Annotated in this window: 17 protein-coding genes, 1 rRNA gene and 1 riboswitch; of the genes, 6 read left to right on the forward strand and 12 right to left on the reverse strand. The window is 70.8% G+C overall.

Annotated features, from left to right (window positions below; translation table 11 throughout):
* The first annotated feature begins 53 nt into the window (after positions 1 to 53).
* The 5 genes from ACP4IX_RS21745 (at position 54) to ACP4IX_RS21765 (ending at position 3,852) form a co-directional block, all read left to right on the forward strand.
* Positions 54 to 449: a TOBE domain-containing protein gene (locus tag ACP4IX_RS21745; protein ID WP_426522122.1), complete on the forward strand. Its 396-nt coding sequence runs from the start codon at positions 54 to 56 to the stop codon at positions 447 to 449.
* 205 nt (positions 450 to 654) lie between these two features.
* The gene (gene modA / locus ACP4IX_RS21750; protein ID WP_426556424.1) at positions 655 to 1,488 is read left to right on the forward strand and encodes a molybdate ABC transporter substrate-binding protein; all 834 of its coding nucleotides are present in this window, start codon (positions 655 to 657) and stop codon (positions 1,486 to 1,488) included.
* Between the two features lie 14 nt (positions 1,489 to 1,502).
* The gene (locus tag ACP4IX_RS21755; protein ID WP_426522120.1) at positions 1,503 to 2,312 is read left to right on the forward strand and encodes an ABC transporter permease; all 810 of its coding nucleotides are present in this window, start codon (positions 1,503 to 1,505) and stop codon (positions 2,310 to 2,312) included.
* Positions 2,309 to 3,406, forward strand: coding sequence for an ABC transporter ATP-binding protein (locus ACP4IX_RS21760; protein WP_426522119.1), 1,098 nt, complete (start codon positions 2,309 to 2,311; stop codon positions 3,404 to 3,406). The genes ACP4IX_RS21755 and ACP4IX_RS21760 overlap by 4 nt, the downstream gene beginning before the upstream one ends.
* Before the next feature lie 26 nt (positions 3,407 to 3,432).
* Entirely contained in the window at positions 3,433 to 3,852 is a 420-nt protein-coding gene (locus ACP4IX_RS21765) for a TOBE domain-containing protein (protein ID WP_426522118.1), read from the forward strand.
* A 67-nt stretch (positions 3,853 to 3,919) separates the two neighbouring features.
* On the opposite strand, the gene gcvP is transcribed toward ACP4IX_RS21765, so the two are convergent.
* Positions 3,920 to 6,805 (reverse strand): aminomethyl-transferring glycine dehydrogenase, encoded by a 2,886-nt coding sequence (gene gcvP, locus ACP4IX_RS21770; protein ID WP_426556425.1) that lies wholly within the window; start codon positions 6,803 to 6,805, stop codon positions 3,920 to 3,922.
* Between the two features lie 174 nt (positions 6,806 to 6,979).
* A riboswitch (glycine riboswitch) is annotated at positions 6,980 to 7,075 on the reverse strand.
* A gap of 137 nt (positions 7,076 to 7,212) precedes the next feature.
* Between gcvP and ACP4IX_RS21775 the strand changes: the two genes are divergently transcribed.
* Positions 7,213 to 7,590, forward strand: a complete 378-nt coding sequence (locus tag ACP4IX_RS21775) for a PRC-barrel domain-containing protein (RefSeq protein ID WP_426522116.1) — start codon at positions 7,213 to 7,215, stop codon at positions 7,588 to 7,590.
* A gap of 216 nt (positions 7,591 to 7,806) precedes the next feature.
* Here ACP4IX_RS21775 and ACP4IX_RS21780 read toward each other — a convergent pair whose 3' ends face one another.
* The 11 genes from ACP4IX_RS21780 to rrf form a co-directional block, all read right to left on the reverse strand.
* A complete protein-coding gene (locus ACP4IX_RS21780; RefSeq protein ID WP_426556426.1) occupies positions 7,807 to 9,267 on the reverse strand; it encodes a DNA polymerase IV in 1,461 nt (486 codons plus the stop codon).
* Between the two features lie 72 nt (positions 9,268 to 9,339).
* On the reverse strand, positions 9,340 to 10,023 hold the full coding sequence (locus tag ACP4IX_RS21785) for a MerR family transcriptional regulator (protein WP_426522114.1): 684 nt from the start codon (positions 10,021 to 10,023) through the stop codon (positions 9,340 to 9,342).
* Positions 10,024 to 10,217: 194 nt separating this feature from the next.
* Complete coding sequence (locus ACP4IX_RS21790) at positions 10,218 to 10,691, reverse strand: bifunctional nuclease family protein (RefSeq protein WP_426522113.1); 474 nt, start codon at positions 10,689 to 10,691, stop codon at positions 10,218 to 10,220.
* Between the two features lie 84 nt (positions 10,692 to 10,775).
* The gene (locus ACP4IX_RS21795) at positions 10,776 to 11,513 is read right to left on the reverse strand and encodes a MerR family transcriptional regulator (RefSeq protein ID WP_426522112.1); all 738 of its coding nucleotides are present in this window, start codon (positions 11,511 to 11,513) and stop codon (positions 10,776 to 10,778) included.
* Between the two features lie 42 nt (positions 11,514 to 11,555).
* Positions 11,556 to 12,515 (reverse strand): FHA domain-containing protein, encoded by a 960-nt coding sequence (locus ACP4IX_RS21800; RefSeq protein WP_426522111.1) that lies wholly within the window; start codon positions 12,513 to 12,515, stop codon positions 11,556 to 11,558.
* A gap of 61 nt (positions 12,516 to 12,576) precedes the next feature.
* The gene (locus ACP4IX_RS21805; protein ID WP_426522110.1) at positions 12,577 to 13,422 is read right to left on the reverse strand and encodes a DUF881 domain-containing protein; all 846 of its coding nucleotides are present in this window, start codon (positions 13,420 to 13,422) and stop codon (positions 12,577 to 12,579) included.
* 5 nt (positions 13,423 to 13,427) lie between these two features.
* The gene (locus ACP4IX_RS21810; RefSeq protein ID WP_003977440.1) at positions 13,428 to 13,760 is read right to left on the reverse strand and encodes a small basic family protein; all 333 of its coding nucleotides are present in this window, start codon (positions 13,758 to 13,760) and stop codon (positions 13,428 to 13,430) included.
* Positions 13,757 to 14,662, reverse strand: coding sequence for a DUF881 domain-containing protein (locus tag ACP4IX_RS21815; RefSeq protein WP_426522109.1), 906 nt, complete (start codon positions 14,660 to 14,662; stop codon positions 13,757 to 13,759). Before ACP4IX_RS21815 ends, ACP4IX_RS21810 begins: the two co-directional genes overlap by 4 nt.
* A 99-nt stretch (positions 14,663 to 14,761) precedes the next feature.
* Positions 14,762 to 17,257: a sugar phosphate nucleotidyltransferase gene (locus ACP4IX_RS21820; protein ID WP_426522108.1), complete on the reverse strand. Its 2,496-nt coding sequence runs from the start codon at positions 17,255 to 17,257 to the stop codon at positions 14,762 to 14,764.
* A 113-nt stretch (positions 17,258 to 17,370) separates the two neighbouring features.
* Entirely contained in the window at positions 17,371 to 17,979 is a 609-nt protein-coding gene (locus tag ACP4IX_RS21825; RefSeq protein WP_239770181.1) for a CDP-alcohol phosphatidyltransferase family protein, read from the reverse strand.
* 110 nt (positions 17,980 to 18,089) lie between these two features.
* A 5S ribosomal RNA gene (rrf, locus tag ACP4IX_RS21830) occupies positions 18,090 to 18,166 on the reverse strand; the annotation flags it as partial.

Here is an 18,166-nt window from a genome sequence, read left to right on the forward strand (position 1 = left end):
CGCCCGCCGACCCCACGTCCACCGTCCCCTTGCCGCGGCCTATCGTGACCGGCATGCAGTCCTACACGATCGGCCAGGCGGCACGGCTGCTCGGCGTCAGCCCGGACACCGCCCGCCGCTGGGCCGACGCGGGCCGGCTCACCACCCACCGCGACGAGGGCGGACGGCGGCTCGTCGACGGGCGCGACCTGGCCGCGTTCTCGGTGGCCCTCGCCCGTTCCGGCGGCGCCGATGAGGAGACCCCGTACACCTCGGCCCGCAACGCCTTCCCGGGGATCGTGACCGCGATCAAGCTCGGCGACGTCGCCGCCCAGGTCGAGATCCAGGCGGGACCGCACCGCCTCGTCTCCCTGCTGACCCGGGAGGCGGTGGAGGAACTCGGCCTGGAGGTCGGCGTGGAGGCCACCGCCCGAGTGAAGTCGACGAACGTACATATCGACAGGACGTGACCCGCCGCCCCGCCTCACACCCGTACAAACGCACATGCCAGCCTTTCCTCGAACACGCCTCGCTTATGCGATACGACAGGAGACTTATCCCTCGCAGATGCGGAAGTATGATCGGCGTCATGGGGAGGTCACCGGGTTCGGCCGCCGTCCAGCCCGACCGCCGACCCCGTCGGAATCCCGCCCGCCAACGCAGAGGGAGTGGCCCGTGACGACCCGATCCGTGCGCAGGACCCGCCGCATCCGACGGACCCTGCGGGCGCCCCTCCCGGCCGCCGCCGCGCTGCTGGCCCTGAGCGCGTGCTCGTCGTCCTCCGGCTCGGACACGGGTCCGGGCTCCGCCGGCTCCTCGTCGTCCTCCAAGGTCTCCGGCCAGGTCACCGTCTTCGCCGCCGCCTCGCTCAAGGAGAGTTTCACGGCGCTCGGCGAGACGTTCGAGAAGCAGCACCCGGGCACCGAGGTCACCTTCAACTTCGCCGGCAGCGACACCCTCGCCGCCAGTATCACCAGCGGCGCCCCGGCGGACGTGTTCGCCTCCGCCAGTCCGAGGACGATGGCCACCGTCACCGACGCCGGGGCCACGGCCGGCGCCCCGACCACCTTCGTGCGCAACCAACTGGAGATCGCCACCCTGCCGGGCAACCCGGACAGGATCTCCTCCCTCGAGGACCTCACCGGGCCCGGCCTCAAGGTCGTGCTGTGCGACACGTCCGTGCCGTGCGGCGCCGCGACCCGGCAGGCGCTGGCGGCCGCCGGCCTGGAGCTCACCCCCGTCTCGTACGAGCAGGACGTCAAGGCCGCCCTGACCAAGGTCGAACTGAAGGAGGCCGACGCCGCCGTCGTCTACCGGACCGATGTGAGGGCGGCCGGCGACAAGGTGACGGGCGTGGACTTCCCCGAGTCGGCCGAGGCCGTCAACGACTACCCGATCGCCCTCCTCGAGGAGGCTCCCAACGCCCGCGCGGCGAAGGCGTTCATCGACATGGTGAAGTCAGCCGAGGGCCGGCGGGTGCTGACCGGGGCCGGGTTCCGCACGCCGTGAAGAAGCGCCACGCCGTGAAGAAGCGCCACGTGCCCGGGACCGGCGCCCGCACGGTGCCGGTCCCCCTGCTGGTACCCGCCCTCGTCGGCCTGGCGTTCCTGCTGCTGCCGCTGATCGCCCTGCTGGTACGGGCGCCGTGGAGCGGCCTGCCCGACCAGCTGACCAGCCCGGAGGTGTGGCAGGCCCTGCGGCTGTCGCTGCTGTGCGCCACGTCGGCGACCGCGCTGAGCCTGGTCGTCGGTGTGCCGCTGGCCTGGCTGCTGGCCCGCACGGAGTTCCCCGGCCGGGGCTTCGTGCGCGCCCTGGTGACGCTGCCCCTGGTGCTGCCCCCGGTGGTGGGCGGCGTGGCGCTCCTGCTGGCGTTCGGGCGCAACGGCGTCGTCGGGCGGTGGCTGGACGCGTGGTTCGGGATCACGCTGCCGTTCACGACGACGGGTGTGATCCTCGCGGAGACGTTCGTGGCGATGCCGTTCCTGGTGATCAGCGTGGAGGGCACCCTGCGCGCCGCCGACCCGCGCTTCGAGGAGGCCGCCACGACGCTGGGCGCGTCGCGCTTCACGGCGTTCCGCCGGGTCACGTTGCCGCTGATCGCGCCGGGCGTCGCGGCGGGGGCCGTCCTGGCGTGGGCACGGGCGCTGGGCGAGTTCGGGGCGACGATCACGTTCGCGGGCAACTTCCCGGGCCGCACCCAGACCATGCCGCTGGCGGTGTATCTCGCCCTGCAGAACGACCCGGCGGCGGCGATCGCCCTCAGCCTGGTGCTGCTGGTCGTCTCCATCGCCGTATTGGCCGGGCTCCGGGACCGCTGGATGAGGGCATCATGACCGGCACCGACGAACCGGCCACCACAACGGAACCCACCGGCGGACGCACCCCGGGCGCCGGCCTCGACGCCCGCCTCGTCGTGGACCGCGGCACCTTCCACCTGGACGTCGCGCTGACCGCCGCGCCCGGCGACGTCGTCGCCCTGCTCGGTCCCAACGGCGCCGGCAAGACCACCGCCCTGCGCGCGCTCGCCGGCCTGGCCCCGCTCACCGACGGTCACCTCTGCCTCGACGGTGCCGCTCTGGACCGCACGCCGCCCGAGTCCCGCCCGGTCGGCGTGGTCTTCCAGGACTACCTGCTCTTCCCCCACCTGACCGCGCTCGACAACGTGGCATTCGGGCCGCGCTGCCGGGGCGCCAGCAAGGCCGAGGCCCGGGCGCAGGCCGCCGTTTGGCTGGACCGCATGGGTCTCGCCGGCCACGCGGGGGCCAAACCACGCCGCCTCTCCGGCGGCCAGGCCCAGCGCGTCGCACTCGCCCGCGCCCTGGCCACCAACCCCCGGCTGCTGCTCCTGGACGAGCCCCTCGCGGCACTGGACGCCCGGACCCGCCTGGAGGTCCGCGCCCAGCTCCGCCGCCACCTGACCGAGTTCGAGGCCGTCGCCGTGCTCGTCACCCACGACCCGCTGGACGCCATGGTGCTCGCCGACCGGCTCGTCGTCGTCGAGCAGGGCAGGGTCGTCCAGCAGGGCGGCCCCGCCGACATCGCCCGCCGGCCCCGCACGGACTACATCGCCCGGTTGGTCGGCCTGAACCTGTACCGCGGCCGGGCCGACGGCCACACCGTGCGGCTCGACGCCGGTCCCGTCATCACCACCACCGAGGACCTCTCCGGGCCGGTCTTCGTGGCGTTCCCACCGGGCGCCGTGACCCTGTACGGGCAACGCCCCACCGGCTCCAGCGCCCGCAACCTGTGGCGCTGCGAGGTCGCGGGCCTGGAGACCCACGGCGACCAGATCCGCGTGGACCTCACCGGCGGACTCCCGCTCGCCGCCGACCTCACCACGGTCGCCGCGGCCGAGCTCGGCCTCCACCCGGGCGCGCCGGTGTGGGCGACGGTCAAGGCGACGCAGACCCACGCATACCCGGCATAGCTCCTCCGCCGGGCTACGGTGCCTCCATGAGCCTGAGCATCCGCAACCAGCTCCCCGGCACCGTCACCGCCGTCACCCCGGGCGAGGCCATGGCGACGGTCCGGGTCCGCCTCGTGGGCGGCCAGGACCTCACCGCGGCGATCACCCGGGAGGCCGCCGAGGACCTCTCCCTCGCCGCGGGCACCGCCGTCCGCGCCCTGGTGAAGGCGACGGAGGTGTCGGTGGCGACCGGCCGTGTCGAGGGCCTGTCCATCCGCAACCGGCTGCCCGGCACGGTCACCGCACTCACCACCGGCGACGCGATGGCCTCCGTGCGGGTCGCCGTGGAGGGCGCCGAACTGACCGCGGTGATCACCAAGGAGGCCGCCGACGACCTGGGCCTGTCCGTGGGGGTCCCCGTGGTCGCGCTGGTCAAGTCGACGGAGGTGTCGCTCACGACCGTGTGAGACACGGCGAGAGGCTCCGTGCGGCCCGGGACCGGACCTGCACGGAGCCTCTCCCGTACGGGCGGGCTCAGTCCTCGTACGCGTCCAGCGGCGGGCAGGAGCAGACGAGGTTCCGGTCACCGTAGGCCTGGTCGATGCGGCGCACCGGCGGCCAGTACTTGTCGGCGGCGGTCACCCCGGCCGGGAAGACGGCCTCCTCACGCGTGTACGCGTGGTCCCAGTCTCCGCCCAGCGCACCGGCGGTGTGCGGGGCGCCCCGCAGCGGGTTGTCCTCCGCGGACCAGGCGCCGGAGCCGACCTTCTCGATCTCCGCGCGGATGGCGATCATCGCCTCGCAGAACCGGTCCAGCTCGGCGAGGTCCTCGGACTCGGTCGGCTCGATCATCAGCGTGCCGGCCACCGGGAACGACATCGTCGGCGCGTGGAAGCCGTAGTCGATCAGCCGCTTGGCGACGTCGTCGACGCTCACGCCGGTCGCCTTGGTCAGCGGGCGCAGGTCGATGATGCACTCGTGCGCGACCAGCCCGTCCGGGCCGGTGTACAGCACCGGGAAGTGCGGCTCCAGGCGCTTGGCGATGTAGTTGGCGGACAGCACGGCCACCTGCGTGGCCCGCTTGAGCCCCTCGCCGCCCATCAGCCGGACGTACGACCACGAGATCGGCAGGATGCCGGCCGAGCCCCACGGCGCCGCCGAGATCGGACCGACGCCCGTCTGCGGACCGGCCGCGGGCTGCAGCGGGTGGTTGGGCAGGTACGGCGCCAGGTGCGACCGTACGGCCACGGGGCCGACGCCGGGACCGCCGCCGCCGTGCGGGATGCAGAACGTCTTGTGCAGGTTCAGGTGCGAGACGTCACCGCCGAAGTGGCCGGGCTTGGCGAGGCCGACCAGGGCGTTGAGGTTGGCGCCGTCCACGTAGACCTGGCCGCCGGCGTCGTGGACCTGGGCGCAGATGTCGGCGACGTGCTCCTCGAAGACGCCGTGTGTGGAGGGGTACGTGATCATCAGCACGGACAGCTCGTCGCGGTGCTTCTCGATCTTGGCGCGCAGGTCCTCGACGTCGATCTCGCCGTCCTCGGCGGTCTTGACGACGACGACCTTCATGCCGGCCATGACCGCGCTGGCGGCGTTGGTGCCGTGCGCGGAGGACGGGATGAGGCAGACGGTGCGCTGCTCGTCGCCGTTGGCGCGGTGGTAGGCGCGTACGGCGAGCAGGCCGGCGAACTCGCCCTGCGACCCGGCGTTCGGCTGGAGCGAGACCTTGTCGTACCCGGTGACCTCGGCGAGCCGCTCCTCCAGCTCACGGATGAGCGTGAGGTAGCCCTGCGCCTGCTCGGCCGGCGCGAAGGGGTGCAGGGCACCGAACTCCGGCCACGTCACCGGCTCCATCTCGGTGGTCGCGTTGAGCTTCATGGTGCAGGAGCCCAGCGGGATCATGCCGCGGTCCAGCGCGTAGTCACGGTCGGCGAGGCGGCGCAGGTAGCGCAGCATGGCCGTCTCGGAGCGGTACTGGTGGAAGACGGGGTGGGACAGGAAGTCGTCGGTGCGCAGCCGGGCCTCGGGCAGCGTCTCCTCGGCCGCCGCGTCCAGCGCCTCGATGTCGCCATCGACGCCGAAGGCGTTCCACACGCCGCCGGCCTGGGCGCGCGTGGTGGTCTCGTCGCAGGCGAACGACACGTGGTCGGCGTCGACGAGGCGCAGGTTGATGCCGTTCTCGCGGGCGGCGTGGACGACCTCGGCGGCCCGGCCGGGCACCCGCGTGGTGACCGTGTCGAAGTAGGCGCCGTGCACGATCTCGACGCCGCCGGCCGCGAGCCCGGCGGCGATGACCGTGGCGTACCGGTGGGTGCGGCGCGCGATGGCCCGCAGCCCCTCCGGCCCGTGGTACACGGCGTACATGCCGGCCATGACGGCGAGCAGCACCTGCGCGGTGCAGATGTTGCTGGTGGCCTTCTCACGGCGGATGTGCTGCTCGCGGGTCTGCAGGGCGAGGCGGTACGCCTTGTTGCCGTCGGCGTCCACGGAGACGCCGACGAGACGGCCGGGCAGGCTGCGCGCGAACTTCTCGTGCACGGCCATGTAGCCGGCGTGCGGTCCGCCGAAGCCCATCGGCACGCCGAAGCGCTGCGTCGTGCCGATGGCGATGTCCGCACCCAGCTCGCCGGGCGAGGTGAGCAGGGTGAGGGCGAGCAGGTCGGCGGCGACGGTGACGAGCGCGCCGAGCTCGTGCGCCCGGTCGATCACCGGCTTGATGTCGCGCACGGCACCGGAGGCACCCGGGTACTGGATCAGGACGCCGTTGATCTCCCGCTCCGCGACCTCGGCCGGGATGCCCTCGCCGAGGTCGGCGACGACGACCTCGACGCCGGTCGGCTCGGCGCGGGTCCGTATCACGGCGATGGTCTGCGGAAGGGCGTCCGCGTCGACCAGGAAGAGGCCCTTCTTGTTCTTGCCCATGCGCCGGGAGAGCGCCATGGCCTCGGCGGCGGCGGTGCCCTCGTCGAGCAGCGAGGCACCGGAGGTCGGCAGGCCGGTGAGCTCGGCCACCATGGTCTGGAAGTTCAGCAGGGCCTCGAGCCGTCCCTGGGAGATCTCCGGCTGGTAAGGCGTGTACGCGGTGTACCAGGCCGGGTTCTCCATGACGTTGCGCAGGATGACCGGCGGGGTGAAGGTGCCGTGGTAACCGAGGCCGATCATGGAGTCGAGGACCTGGTTGCGGTCGGCCAGGGAGCGCAGCTCGGCCAGCACCTCGGCCTCGGAGCGCGCTCCGGGCAGGTCCAGCGCGTCGGCGTTCTTGATCACATCCGGCACTGCTGCGGCCGTCAGCTCGTCGAGCGAACCGTAGCCGACCTGCGCGAGCATCTTGGCCCGGGCCTCATGGTCGGGGCCGATGTGGCGCTGCTCGAACGGCGCTGCCTGTTCGAGCTCGGAGAGCGGAGTGCGAGGGGCGGTCATTGCGGAGGCCTCCTGGTCTGACGACCTTCGAGGGGCACCACGGCGCGGGTACCCGGACGGCCTCCCCCTCTGTCATCTCGACCTGAGAGCTTCACCGGGGGCCCGAGGGCTCTCCCGGCTTTCACCGTCGGTGAGGGCGGAAGCCGTTGACTCCGCCCTGCTTTCCAGAGTGACCTCGTCCGTGCGGTACGTGAGCCTGAGAGATTCCGGGGAGGATTTGCTCCTTCGGCGCCTCCGGTGGGGACCGGAGGACTCTCCCGCACGGGGTCAGCAGCCGTTTGCCAGCGTACCAGCGAGGTCACCGCACGGACTTCGAGTGGCCGACCGGCCACATGTGCTCTTTTGTAGTACTTACGGATGATTCGGCGGCTGGTGTACGAGCCCAGTGCGACCCAATGGAGGGCCCCGTGCGTACCGACATCGACCCGCGCAATCTGATCGGCCGCAAGGCGTTCGACTGCAACGGCACCCGGATCGGCACTGTCGACGAGGTCTATCTCGACGACGCCACCGGGGTCCCCGAGTGGGCCGCCATACGCACCGGCCTGTTCAGCAGGGACGCCTTCGTGCCCCTGGAGCCGAGCGAGCTGGTCGAGGGCACCCTGCGCGTGCCCTTCGACCGGGCTCTGATCAAGGAGGCTCCCGACTTCGGCGTCGGCCGCCATCTCTCGCCGGAACAGGAACTCCAGCTCTACCACCACTACGGTCTCGACGTCGCCGCTCCTCCCCCGCTCCCCGACCACGACTTCGGAAGGCTGGCGGGCCAAGGCAAGGAGGAGAGCTGACGGCCCGGCCCCACCGCGGTCTGCCGCCCGCCCGGGCCGGTCCGCAGGACCATGGCGCAGACACGGGCTCCGACCGCCTTGTCCGCAGCCCGCAGGACATCAGGAGCATCGCACCGGCCCGGACGTCGCTCGCCGACGCCCTCCTCCGTCTTCCCTTCCCTCTTCCGGCCGGGTCCCCCGGGCTCCCCTCGCCGGTGCCGCTCAGACGCCGTCACGTCACGTCAGGCCCTGGCCGGCGGCAGGATGCGCGGACCCCGTCGGGCCGGTCTGCGCGTCGGTGCCCGCAGCGAGGTCCGGGCCGTCCTCCGCGCCCGCCGGCCCTGACGCCCCGGGTCTTCGCGGCACGGGCGCGACCAGCGGCAGCGGATCCGCCGGTGTCAGGTCCGGGTCGTCCACCGGGAAGGTCCGTACCCGGCCGGTCCCCGAGTAGGGCGTCTCGAACCGCACGGTGACCCTCCCCAGTCCGCTGCCCTGCACCCACCCGTGCCCGTACTCCGTGTGCCGCACGTCGTGCCCCGCCGGCCACCGGCGCTCGGCGGGGGCCGGCCGGTGCTCCGCGGCGGGCTCCGGATCGGGTTCCTCGGCGGGCTCGTCGGCCCGGTCCCCCGCCGCCTGCGCGAAGAGGTCCTCCTGCGTGTAGTCGGCGAGCCCGCTGACGCCGACCCCGAGCAGCCGCACGCCGCCCGTGGTGTCCACCGAGTCCAGCAGCCGGGCCGCGGCCTCCCGCACCACTCCCGGATCGTCCGTGGGCCCCCGGAAGGTCTCGGAGCGCGTCAGCGTGGAGAAGTCGTACCTGCGCACCTTGAGCACGACGGTCCGCCCGGACAGCCCGGAAGCGCGCAGCCGCCGTACGCACCGGTCGGCCAGCCGCCCGACTTCCACACCGACCCGCAACCGGTCGTGGATGTCCACGTCGTAGGTGTCCTCGACGGACACCGACTTCGTCTCCCGCTCGGCCACCACGGGCCGCTCGTCACGGGCCAGGGCCATGGCGTACAGGGCATGCCCGTGCGCCTTCCCCAGCAGGCGCACGAGCTCGTCCTCCCCCGCCTCGGCGATCTCACCGACCGTGGTGATCCCGGCCCGCCGCAGGTGGTCTCCCGTGGCCGGTCCCACACCGGGCAGCGTCCGCACCGTCATCGGCTCCAGCATCGCCCGCTCGGTCCCCGGCGGGATCAGTACCAACCCGTCGGGTTTGGCTTCCTCCGAGGCGATCTTGGCGAGCATCTTGGAGGCGGCGAGCCCCACGGATCCGGTGAGGCCGGTGACGGTGCGGATGTCCGTGCGCAGCTTCGCGCCGGCCAGCCGGGCCGACTCCGCGTCCCAGGCCGTCCCGCCGGCCTCCAGGTCCACGAAGGCCTCGTCCAGGCTCAGCGGCTCGACCAGTGGCGACAGCGCACGCAGCAGCCGCATCACCTGCTCGCTGATCGACCGGTAGAGCTCGAAGCGCGGGACGAGGTACGCGGCGTTGGGTGCCAGCCGCCGGGCCTGGCCCATGGGCATCGCCGAGTGCACGCCGAAGACCCTCGCCTCGTACGAGCAGGTGGCGACCACACCTCGTGGGCCGAGGCCGCCCACGACCACGGCCTTCCCGCGCAGACTCGGCTTGGACGCCTGCTCCACCGAGGCGAAGAAGGCATCCATGTCGAGATGCAGGATCGTGGGCGCGGTTCTCACATCTCCGATGCTGCCCTACGCCACTGACAACGCCCCGCCCGGCTGCCCGTACCCCGCCCGCGTGGGGCGGTGTCAGACCGCCCGGTTGCGCCGCCGCGCCAGCTCGTCCGCCGGATTGTGCCCGACCAGGGTCTCCCCCGTGTCGATCCGCTCCCCGTGCAGCTGGGACAGCGCGCTCTCGACGTCCCGCCACACCACGCCGACGGCGATGCCGAAGATGCCCTGCCCGCCCTGGAGCAGGGCGTGCACCTCGTCGGGCGAGGTGCACTCGTAGACCGTGGCGCCGTCGCTCATCAGCGTCATCCGCTCCAGGTCACGAAAGCCGCGTTCCCTGAGATGCTGGACGGCGGTGCGGATGTTCTGCAGTGACACCCCGGTGTCGAGGAAGCGCTTGACGATCTTCAGCACGACCACGTCGCGGAAGCTGTACAGACGCTGCGTCCCGGACCCGTGTGCGGGCCGCACGGAGGGCTCGACGAGGCCCGTGCGAGCCCAGTAGTCGAGCTGCCGGTAGGTGATACCGGCGGCCGCGCAGGCCGTCGGGCCGCGATAGCCGATCTGCTCGGACGCCATGGACGTCGCCCCTCCGCTGCTCGGCACGGCAGCCGGTCGCTGCGGAACGCCCTCGGCCGCGCCACCGTGGTGGGGATACCCCCCGCCCGCGCGGAGCCGAGATTTCGGGGGAGGGTACGGACCGCTTGCCCCAAGGCTGTGCCCGGGGCCACCCCCAGCCGTACCGTCGCCGCTGATTCTCACGCCGACCTCCGTCCTTGACCTGCCTCCTCGACGGTAGGCAGTCACCACGGGTGCGTCAACGATCGCCACACTCGGCACGCCGAGTGATAATCACCCTACGAGTGGTTTCGCGTGCCCCACCGCGGGGAAAGGCTAGCCGAATGTGCCCGGAGGAGGGCCTTACGGGCGCCCTGGAACGCCTCGGCCCTCGCGCCTCACTGGTTGCTGGTCCCGAAGTCCTCGGGCGAGATCTGGTCGAGGAACTCGCGGAACTTCTCGACCTCGTCCTCCTGCTCGTCCGGGATGGCGATACCGGCGTCGTCGAGCACCGTGTCGCTGCCGAAGATCGGTGTTCCGGTGCGCAGGGCCAGCGCTATGGCGTCGGACGGCCTGGCACTCACCTCGACCCCGCTCGCGAAGACCAGCTCGGCGTAGAAGACCCCGTCCCGCAGGTCGGTGATGCGCACTTCGGTGAGCTCCTGGCCGACGGCTTCCAGCACGTCCTTGAACAGGTCGTGGGTCAGCGGGCGTGCGGGGGCCATGCCCTGCTGGGCGAAGGCGATCGCCGTCGCCTCCCCCGGCCCGATCCAGATGGGGAGGTAGCGGTCGCCTCCCACCTCGCGCAGCAGCACGATCGGCTGGTTGGAGGGCATCTCGACCCGGACACCTACGACATCGAGCTCGTTCACACAGCAACCCTAGGCCGTGCCCGGGACATTTGGGTAGTCGGGCCGGGATCGGGTGCGCGTTACGGGTTCCCGAGCAGGCCGGCTTCAGGGCAGCCGCACGCCGAGGGCGGACTGCACCAGTGCCGCGTGCAGCTTCACCGCAAGCCCCGCCAGCTCCTTGGTGCGGGCTTCCGCGTGTGCTCTGGTCTGGGGGTTGCGGTGGCGCTTCAGCGGCGCCACCACCTGGTCCACGAGCCCGGCCTCCCGGTCCGCGGCGGCCTTCATCACCCGCAGGTGCCGCGGCTCGATCCCGAACTTCCCCAGCTGGACCACCAGCGACGCCACGGTGACCACCTCGGCGTCGTACCCCCCGTCGGGCAGCGGGGCGAGAAGCCCGTACGACTCCCACTCCTGCAGCTCCTGCTCGCCGATTCCGGCCGCGGCGAGCAGCTCCTCCCGCCCGATCCGGGCCGCCACGGGTCCCTCGGCGATCTCCGGCACGGACTCCCCGTCCCGCTGTCGGGTCAGCGTCGGCAGCGGCACGGCCTCACCGCGTTCCATGGCGTCCAGGTGCTCGCGGATCACCTTCAGCGGCAGGTAGTGGTCCCGCTGCATGCGCAGCACCTGGCCGAGGCGCTCGACGTCGTGGGCGCTGAACTTGCGGTACCCGGCAGGGGTCCGCCGCGGCTCCACGAGGCCCTCCGACTCCAGGAAACGGATCTTGGAGATGGTGACGTCGGGGAACTCGTCACGCAGTGCGTTCAGCACCGTGCCGATGCTCATCAGCCCACTGTCCGTGGCGGCGGCGCCGTTCCCGGCACCGCCGCTCGGTGTTCGAAGCATGGACCTTCCCTGGAGGTTCCCCGGGCGGATGCCCGGGGGCGGTCAGTAGCCCCGCTGGCTCGCGTAGAAGACCAGCCGGTACTTGCCGATCTGCACCTCGTCACCGTTCGACAGGGCGACCTGGTCGATTCGCTCGCGGTTGACGTACGTGCCGTTCAGGCTGCCGACGTCGGCCACCGTGAACGAGCCGTCCGGACTGCGGCGGAACTCCACGTGGCGGCGCGAGACCGTCACGTCGTCCAGGAAGATGTCGCTCTGCGGATGACGTCCGGCGGTGGTCAGCTCGCCATCGAGCAGGAAGCGGCTGCCGGAGTTCGGACCACGGCGCACGACGAGGAGCGCCGACCCGAGCGGCAGGGCGTCGACGGCCGCCTGCGCCTCGGGAGAGAGCGCCGGCATCGCCGTCTGGCCGGTGACCTCCGCGTCGTACGCTTCCAGGCCGGAGATGGAGATCGTGGAGGTCGTCTCGGACGCACGCTCCGGAACCGCCCCGGCCCGCAGCGGTGCCCCGCAGTTGGAGCAGAAGCGGCTGTTCTCCGCGTTGCGGTTGCCGCACCTCGTACACACCAGGGCCGACATGGACGGATCCTCCTGCCGCGGCTGGCCCGCCGGAACGTTCGCCCCGTACGGACCGGGGCCGAACCCTCCACCCGTACCTGAGGTCGACGGTTGCCCGAAACCTATGCCGCTGGACTGTGCAGGGTCAACAGACGGCGCGCCGTAACCACCCGGCGTGTCACCGCCCGGACCAGCCACCTGGTCCCGGTACATCGGACGCCGACCCTCTGCGTCAGGCTGTGCGCGATGGCGGGCGGTCGCGTTGTCGCTGCCCTCTCGCGCGCTCTTGCCGAACAACTTCGCAAACAACTTCACGGGCGATTCCCCTTGACCGAAACAGACCCGCCCGTGGGGCAGGACGAACCCTGACTGAACGTACTGGCCGACCCGGACACCTTCACAACGTCCGTCTCCACCAGACAGTTTCCACCACGCACCACCCAATCGGTGCGCCGACCCCCCGCAACCTCATGCCCTCGCCGGACGCCGCCCATGCACCGCCGGTTCACTCGGAGGACGACCGAGCGTAGTCAGGCCGCTTCGCCACTCGCAAGGCGTCCACGACGATCTTGCCGGACCGCTCAACAGTAACGGTGGCCTGTTCCTTCTCCAGAGTCTGCACCACGCCTCCAGGAATGTTGAGAGCCGGTTCGAGGTCCTGCGGCTTGCCGATGACCTGAAAACGATAGGGCGCGTTGATCTTGTTCCCGTCGACGCTCACGGACTTGTCGGAATCCGTGAGGTACGTGCCGGCGACGACCCGCACACCGTTCACCTGGATCGCCTCCGCGCCCGCCGCGCGCAGCTCCTGGATCGCGTCGAGCAGCATGTCCGCTTCGACCGCTCCCTTCGTGTCCTCGATCGTCACGGTGATGCCGGGCCCCTGCGCGGCCACGGTGCCCGCGAGGATGCCCAGTTGCCGCTCCTTCTCGAGCGTCTGCCTCCGGGCCTCCTCTGCCTGGTCGGAGCTGTTCTCCAGCTCGTCGCGCTGCTTCTCGAGGCCCTGCTTCTCGTCTTCAAGACGCTGAGTCCGGTCGTCCAGTTCATCGAGGATGCGGACCAGATCTTCCTGCCGGGCGCCACGCAGCGCGCTGTCGCCCTCGCTGTTCGACGCCACCTGGACAGCCAGGCCGAAACCGAGGCCGAACAGGAGCAGGGCGACGATGAGTTGGGCCCGGGTGAGGCGCGGCGGCCACAGTCCCTTGACGAGCCGCTGCCTACCGGTCAGCCCGGGCTGCGGCCCGGCCTCCCGCTCCGGCGGCTTCCCGGACGGGGGGTCCGCCGACGGCGGCACCTCGTCGGGCAGCTCCTTGCGCAGCCTGTTCGCGGTCTGCTCGTCGTGGTCGCTCATCGGCCTCACGCCCGGAAGACGTGGCGTCGGATCGCCGCGGCGTTGGAGAAGATGCGGATGCCGAGGACGACCACCACACCGGTGGACAGCTGGGCCCCGACACCCAACTTGTCGCCCAGGAACACGATCAGTGCGGCCACGACCACGTTCGACAGGAACGACACCACGAAGACCTTGTCGTCGAAGATGCCGTCGAGCATGGCCCGCAGGCCGCCGAACACGGCGTCGAGCGCCGCCACGACGGCGATCGGCAGGTAAGGCTCGACGGCCGCCGGCACCTCGGGCCGGACCAAGAGGCCGGCCACGACTCCCACGACGAGGCCCAGTACGGCGATCACGATGTGCCCTTCTCGGTTATCGGCTGTGCTGTACGTACGATCACACTTGTTGCGGCCGGCAGCTTGAGGTCGTCCACCGCGGAGACGGCCGTCCGGATGCCGTAGTTCTCCTGCAGGGCATGCAGGTACAGCCCGTCGGCACTGTCCTGGAAGCGGGTACTGAGCCGCTCGCCGTCCCCGACCGCGAGCACCGTGTACGGCGGCACCAGCGGCCTGTTGTCGACCAGTATCGCGTCACCGGCGGCTCTGATCGCCGAGAGTGCTGTCAGGCGCTGTCCGTTGATGGAGACCGCCTCGGCGCCCGACTCCCACAGCCCGTTGACGACGCGCTGCATGTCCCGGTCACGCACCCGGCCCGTGTCGGAGAACCCGGAGGTGCCGCGCGGCTGCCCGTCACCGCCCGCGCTCGCGTCCTTGGCGTCGTCCACCACGAGTTTCACACCCGGGCCGTGTACCGCGACCGCGCCCGACAGGACGCCCATCAGGTCGGACCGGCCACGGTCGCCGTTCTTCTCGAGCGCCTCGCGCTGTCGCGCGCTCACGTCCGCCCGCAACTCGTCGACGCTCTCCTCGAGCTTGTCGGCGGCGGAGGTCTCCCCCTCGATGCGGTCGATGAGCTCTTCGCGTTCCTTGGCGACGGCGGGGGCCGCGACGCGCGCCTGGGCCGCGCCGACCGTCACCACCAGCGCGGCGAGCACCAGGCCGGCGGCCAGTCCGAGCTTGGCCCGGAGGGTCTTGGGCATGCCGCCCGCGCCCTCGGTCCTCTTCCGCGCGGCGGCCTCGGCGTATCCGTCGTCGAGGCTGTGGTCCATGACGTTGGTGAGCAAGGACATGGACGCGTCCGGGCGCGCGGGCCGCGTGAATGTGCTCCGAACGGGGGGTTGCTGCGGCATGCCGCACATCGTCGCACGCCTCGGCCACTACCTCCGAACGGCCCCACCGGCGTGCCGGACAGGCCCCCTGGGGGGACACCTGTCCGGCACGCACGCGTGCGGTGTGACCTACCGGCCCGCGCTGTCCACCACCGCGGACCACTCGTCGAGCAGTGCCTGCGCCGAGGCGTCGTCGGGGCCCTCTGCCCACAGATGCGTGACCGCCTCGGCGGGGTCGGGCAGCACCATCACCCACCGCCCGTCGGTCTCGACCACGCGCACACCGTCCGTGGTGTCCACGAAGCGGTTTCCGGCCGCTTCGACGACCCGCCGCATCACCAGTCCCTTGACCGCCCACGGAGTGGCCAGATCACGCTTGAGGACATGCGCCCGCGGGATCCGCGCGTCGATCTGGCTCAGCGTGAGCTGCGTCCGCGCGACCAGCCCGATCAGCCGCACGAAGGCCGCCGTACCGTCGTAGACACTGCTGAACTCCGGGACGATGAAGCCGCCCTTGCCGTCACCGCCGAAGATCGCCCCTTCCTCGCCGCCGACGCGTGTCAGGTCGTCGGGAGAGGTGGTCGTCCACTCGACCTGGGTGCCGTGGTAGGCCGCCACCTGTTCGGCGATCCTGGTGGTCGTCACCGGCAGCGCCACCCGCCCGCTGCGCCGCTCGGCCGCGATCAGGTCGAGCATCACCAGCAGCGCCCGGTCGTCCTCGATGATGCGGCCCTTCTCGTCGACCAGCGACAGCCGCTCACCGACCGGGTCGAACCGCACGCCGAACGCCGCCCGCGACGACGCCACGATCTCCCCGAGACGCACCAGACCCGAGCGCCGCATGTCGGCCGACTCGGTCGGCCTGGACTCGTCGAGGCCGGGATTGATGGTCAGCGAGTCGACACCCAGCTTCCCGAGCAGACTGGGCAGAACCAGTCCCGAGCTGCCGTTGGACGCGTCCACGACCACCTTGAGCCCGGAATCGGCGATCCCCGTGATGTCGACGTTCCGCAGCAGCGACCCGGTGTACGAGTCGTACACGCTGGACGGGAAGTGCAGGTCCCCGATCTCTCCCGGGAAAGCCCGCCGGTACTCCTGTCGTGCGAACACCCGGTCCAGCTTCCGCTGGCTGCCCTGCGACAGGTCCGCACCCTGTCCGTCGAAGAACATGATGTCCACGGAGTCCGGCACCCCGGGCGTGGTCCGGATCATGATCCCGCCGGCGCTGCCCCGTGCGGTCTGCTGCCGTGCCACGGGCAGCGGTACGTTCTCCAGGTCCCGTACGTCGATGGCGCTGGCCTGCAGGGCGGAGATCACCGCCCGCTTCAGCGCGCGGGCACCGCGGGAGTGGTCGCGGGCCGTGGTGACGGTGGAGCCCTTCTTCAACGTGGTCGCGTAGGCACCTGCCAGCCGTACGGCCAGCTCCGGCGTGATCTCCACGTTCAGGATGCCGGACACCCCGCGGGCGCCGAAGAGATGGGCCTGGCCCCGGGACTCCCAGATGACGGAGGTGTTGACGAAGGCACCGGCCTCGATGGTCTTGAACGGGTAGACCCGGACGTTGCCCTGGATGATCGATTCTTCACCGACCAGGCACTCGTCACCGATGACCGCGCCGTCCTCGATCCGCGCGGCGCGCATGATGTCGGTGTTCTTGCCGACGACGCAGCCTCGGAGGTTGCTGTGCGGTCCGACGTACACGTTGTCGGCCACGACGGCCTTGTGCAGGAAGGCGCCGCTCTTCACGACGACGTTGGATCCGACGACCGTGTGTTCCCGGATTTCGGCGCCGGCCTCGACCTTGGCGTAGTCGCCGATGTAGAGGGGCCCGCGGAGTACGGCGTCGGGGTGCACCTCGGCGCCCTCGGCCACCCATACGCCGGGCGAGATCTCGAAGCCGTCGATGTCGACGTCGACCTTGCGCTCCAGCACATCGGCCTGGGCCTTCACGTAGCTCTCGTGGGTGCCTACGTCCTCCCAGTAGCCCTCGGCGATGTAACCGTAGACGGGCTTGCCTTCCTTCATCAGCTGCGGGAAGACGTCACCGGACCAGTCCACGGGCACGTCGGGGTCGACGTAGTCGAATACCTCGGGTTCCATGACGTAGATACCGGTGTTCACGGTGTCCGAGAAGACCTGGCCCCAGGTCGGCTTCTCCAGGAAGCGTTCGACCTTGCCCTCTTCGTCGACGATGGTGATGCCGAATTCGAGCGGGTTGGGTACGCGCGTCAGGCATACGGTGACGAGCGCGCCCTTTTCCTTGTGGAAATTGATCAGGTCGGTGAGGTCGAAGTCGGTCAGGGCATCGCCGGAGATGACGAGGAAGGCATCGTCCTTCAATGCCTCCTCGGCGTTCTTGACGCTCCCGGCGGTACCGAGTGGCTTCTCCTCGTTGGCATAGGTGAGCTCCATTCCGAGCTCTTCGCCGTCACCGAAGTAGTTCTTGACCAGGGAGGCCAGGAACTGGACGGTGACGACGGTCTCGTTGAGCCCATGCCTTTTGAGCAGCCGCAGAACGTGCTCCATGATCGGCCGGTTGGCCACCGGCAGGAGCGGCTTGGGCATGCTTGAGGTCATGGGACGAAGGCGTGTGCCTTCGCCTCCAGCCATCACGACGGCCTTCATGTCGGAAGCGTCCTCCTCTAAGAGACGACGGATTGACCGACTTCACCCGTCCAGAGTCCCGCACTTTTGCAGTGGGGGCCATCCGGCCGCCGGGGGCCTCGCAATCGGCGGGTTCAGTCGGCCATGGTGTCCGCACGGACCAAGCGGCGGACCTGCACCACGTAGAGAACACCTGCCCACCAGTACAGGGTTGTACCCCATCCGGCGAACGCCCATCCGAAAACGGCGGCGAGTGACGCGATCCACCCGCTTCCGTCGCTCAGCAGAAGCAGGGGGAAGGCGTACATGAGGTTGAAGGTGGCGGCCTTCCCCAGGAAGTTCACCTGCGGTGGCGGATAGCCATGGCGCCGGAGGATGCCCACCATCACGAGCAGGACGGCTTCGCGGGCAAGCAGTACAAGGGTCAACCAGAGCGGGAGAATCTCGCGCCAGGTGAGGCCCACCAGGGTGGACAGAATGTAAAGCCGGTCGGCGGCGGGGTCCAGGAGTCGGCCGAGGCTGCTGATCTGGTTCCAGCGCCGCGCGAGCTTCCCGTCCAGGTAGTCACTGACGCCGCTCAGGGCCAGCACCAACAGGGCCCAGCCGTCGCTCTGCGGACCGCCGAACTCGGGCCTGAGGATCAGCCACAAAAAGAGGGGCACGCCGGCAAGGCGCGCCATGCTGAGGATGTTCGGGATGGTGAGGACCCGGTCGGTCTGCACGCGGGTCTCCTGGACCTCCACGCGGGGGCCTCCTGGGGTGAAACGAGCCAATGATGCTCCCTGACCTTACCTCAACGCAAAAAAGCTCTGGCTCTCGGGCTGTGTGCCCAAGAGCCAGAGCTCTAAGAGAAGTTCGGCGGCGTCCTACTCTCCCACAGGGTCCCCCCTGCAGTACCATCGGCGCTGTAAGGCTTAGCTTCCGGGTTCG

The sequence above is a fragment of the Streptomyces sp. WG5 genome (assembly GCF_049974565.1).
In the GTDB taxonomy this organism is placed as follows: Bacteria; Actinomycetota; Actinomycetes; order Streptomycetales; family Streptomycetaceae; genus Streptomyces.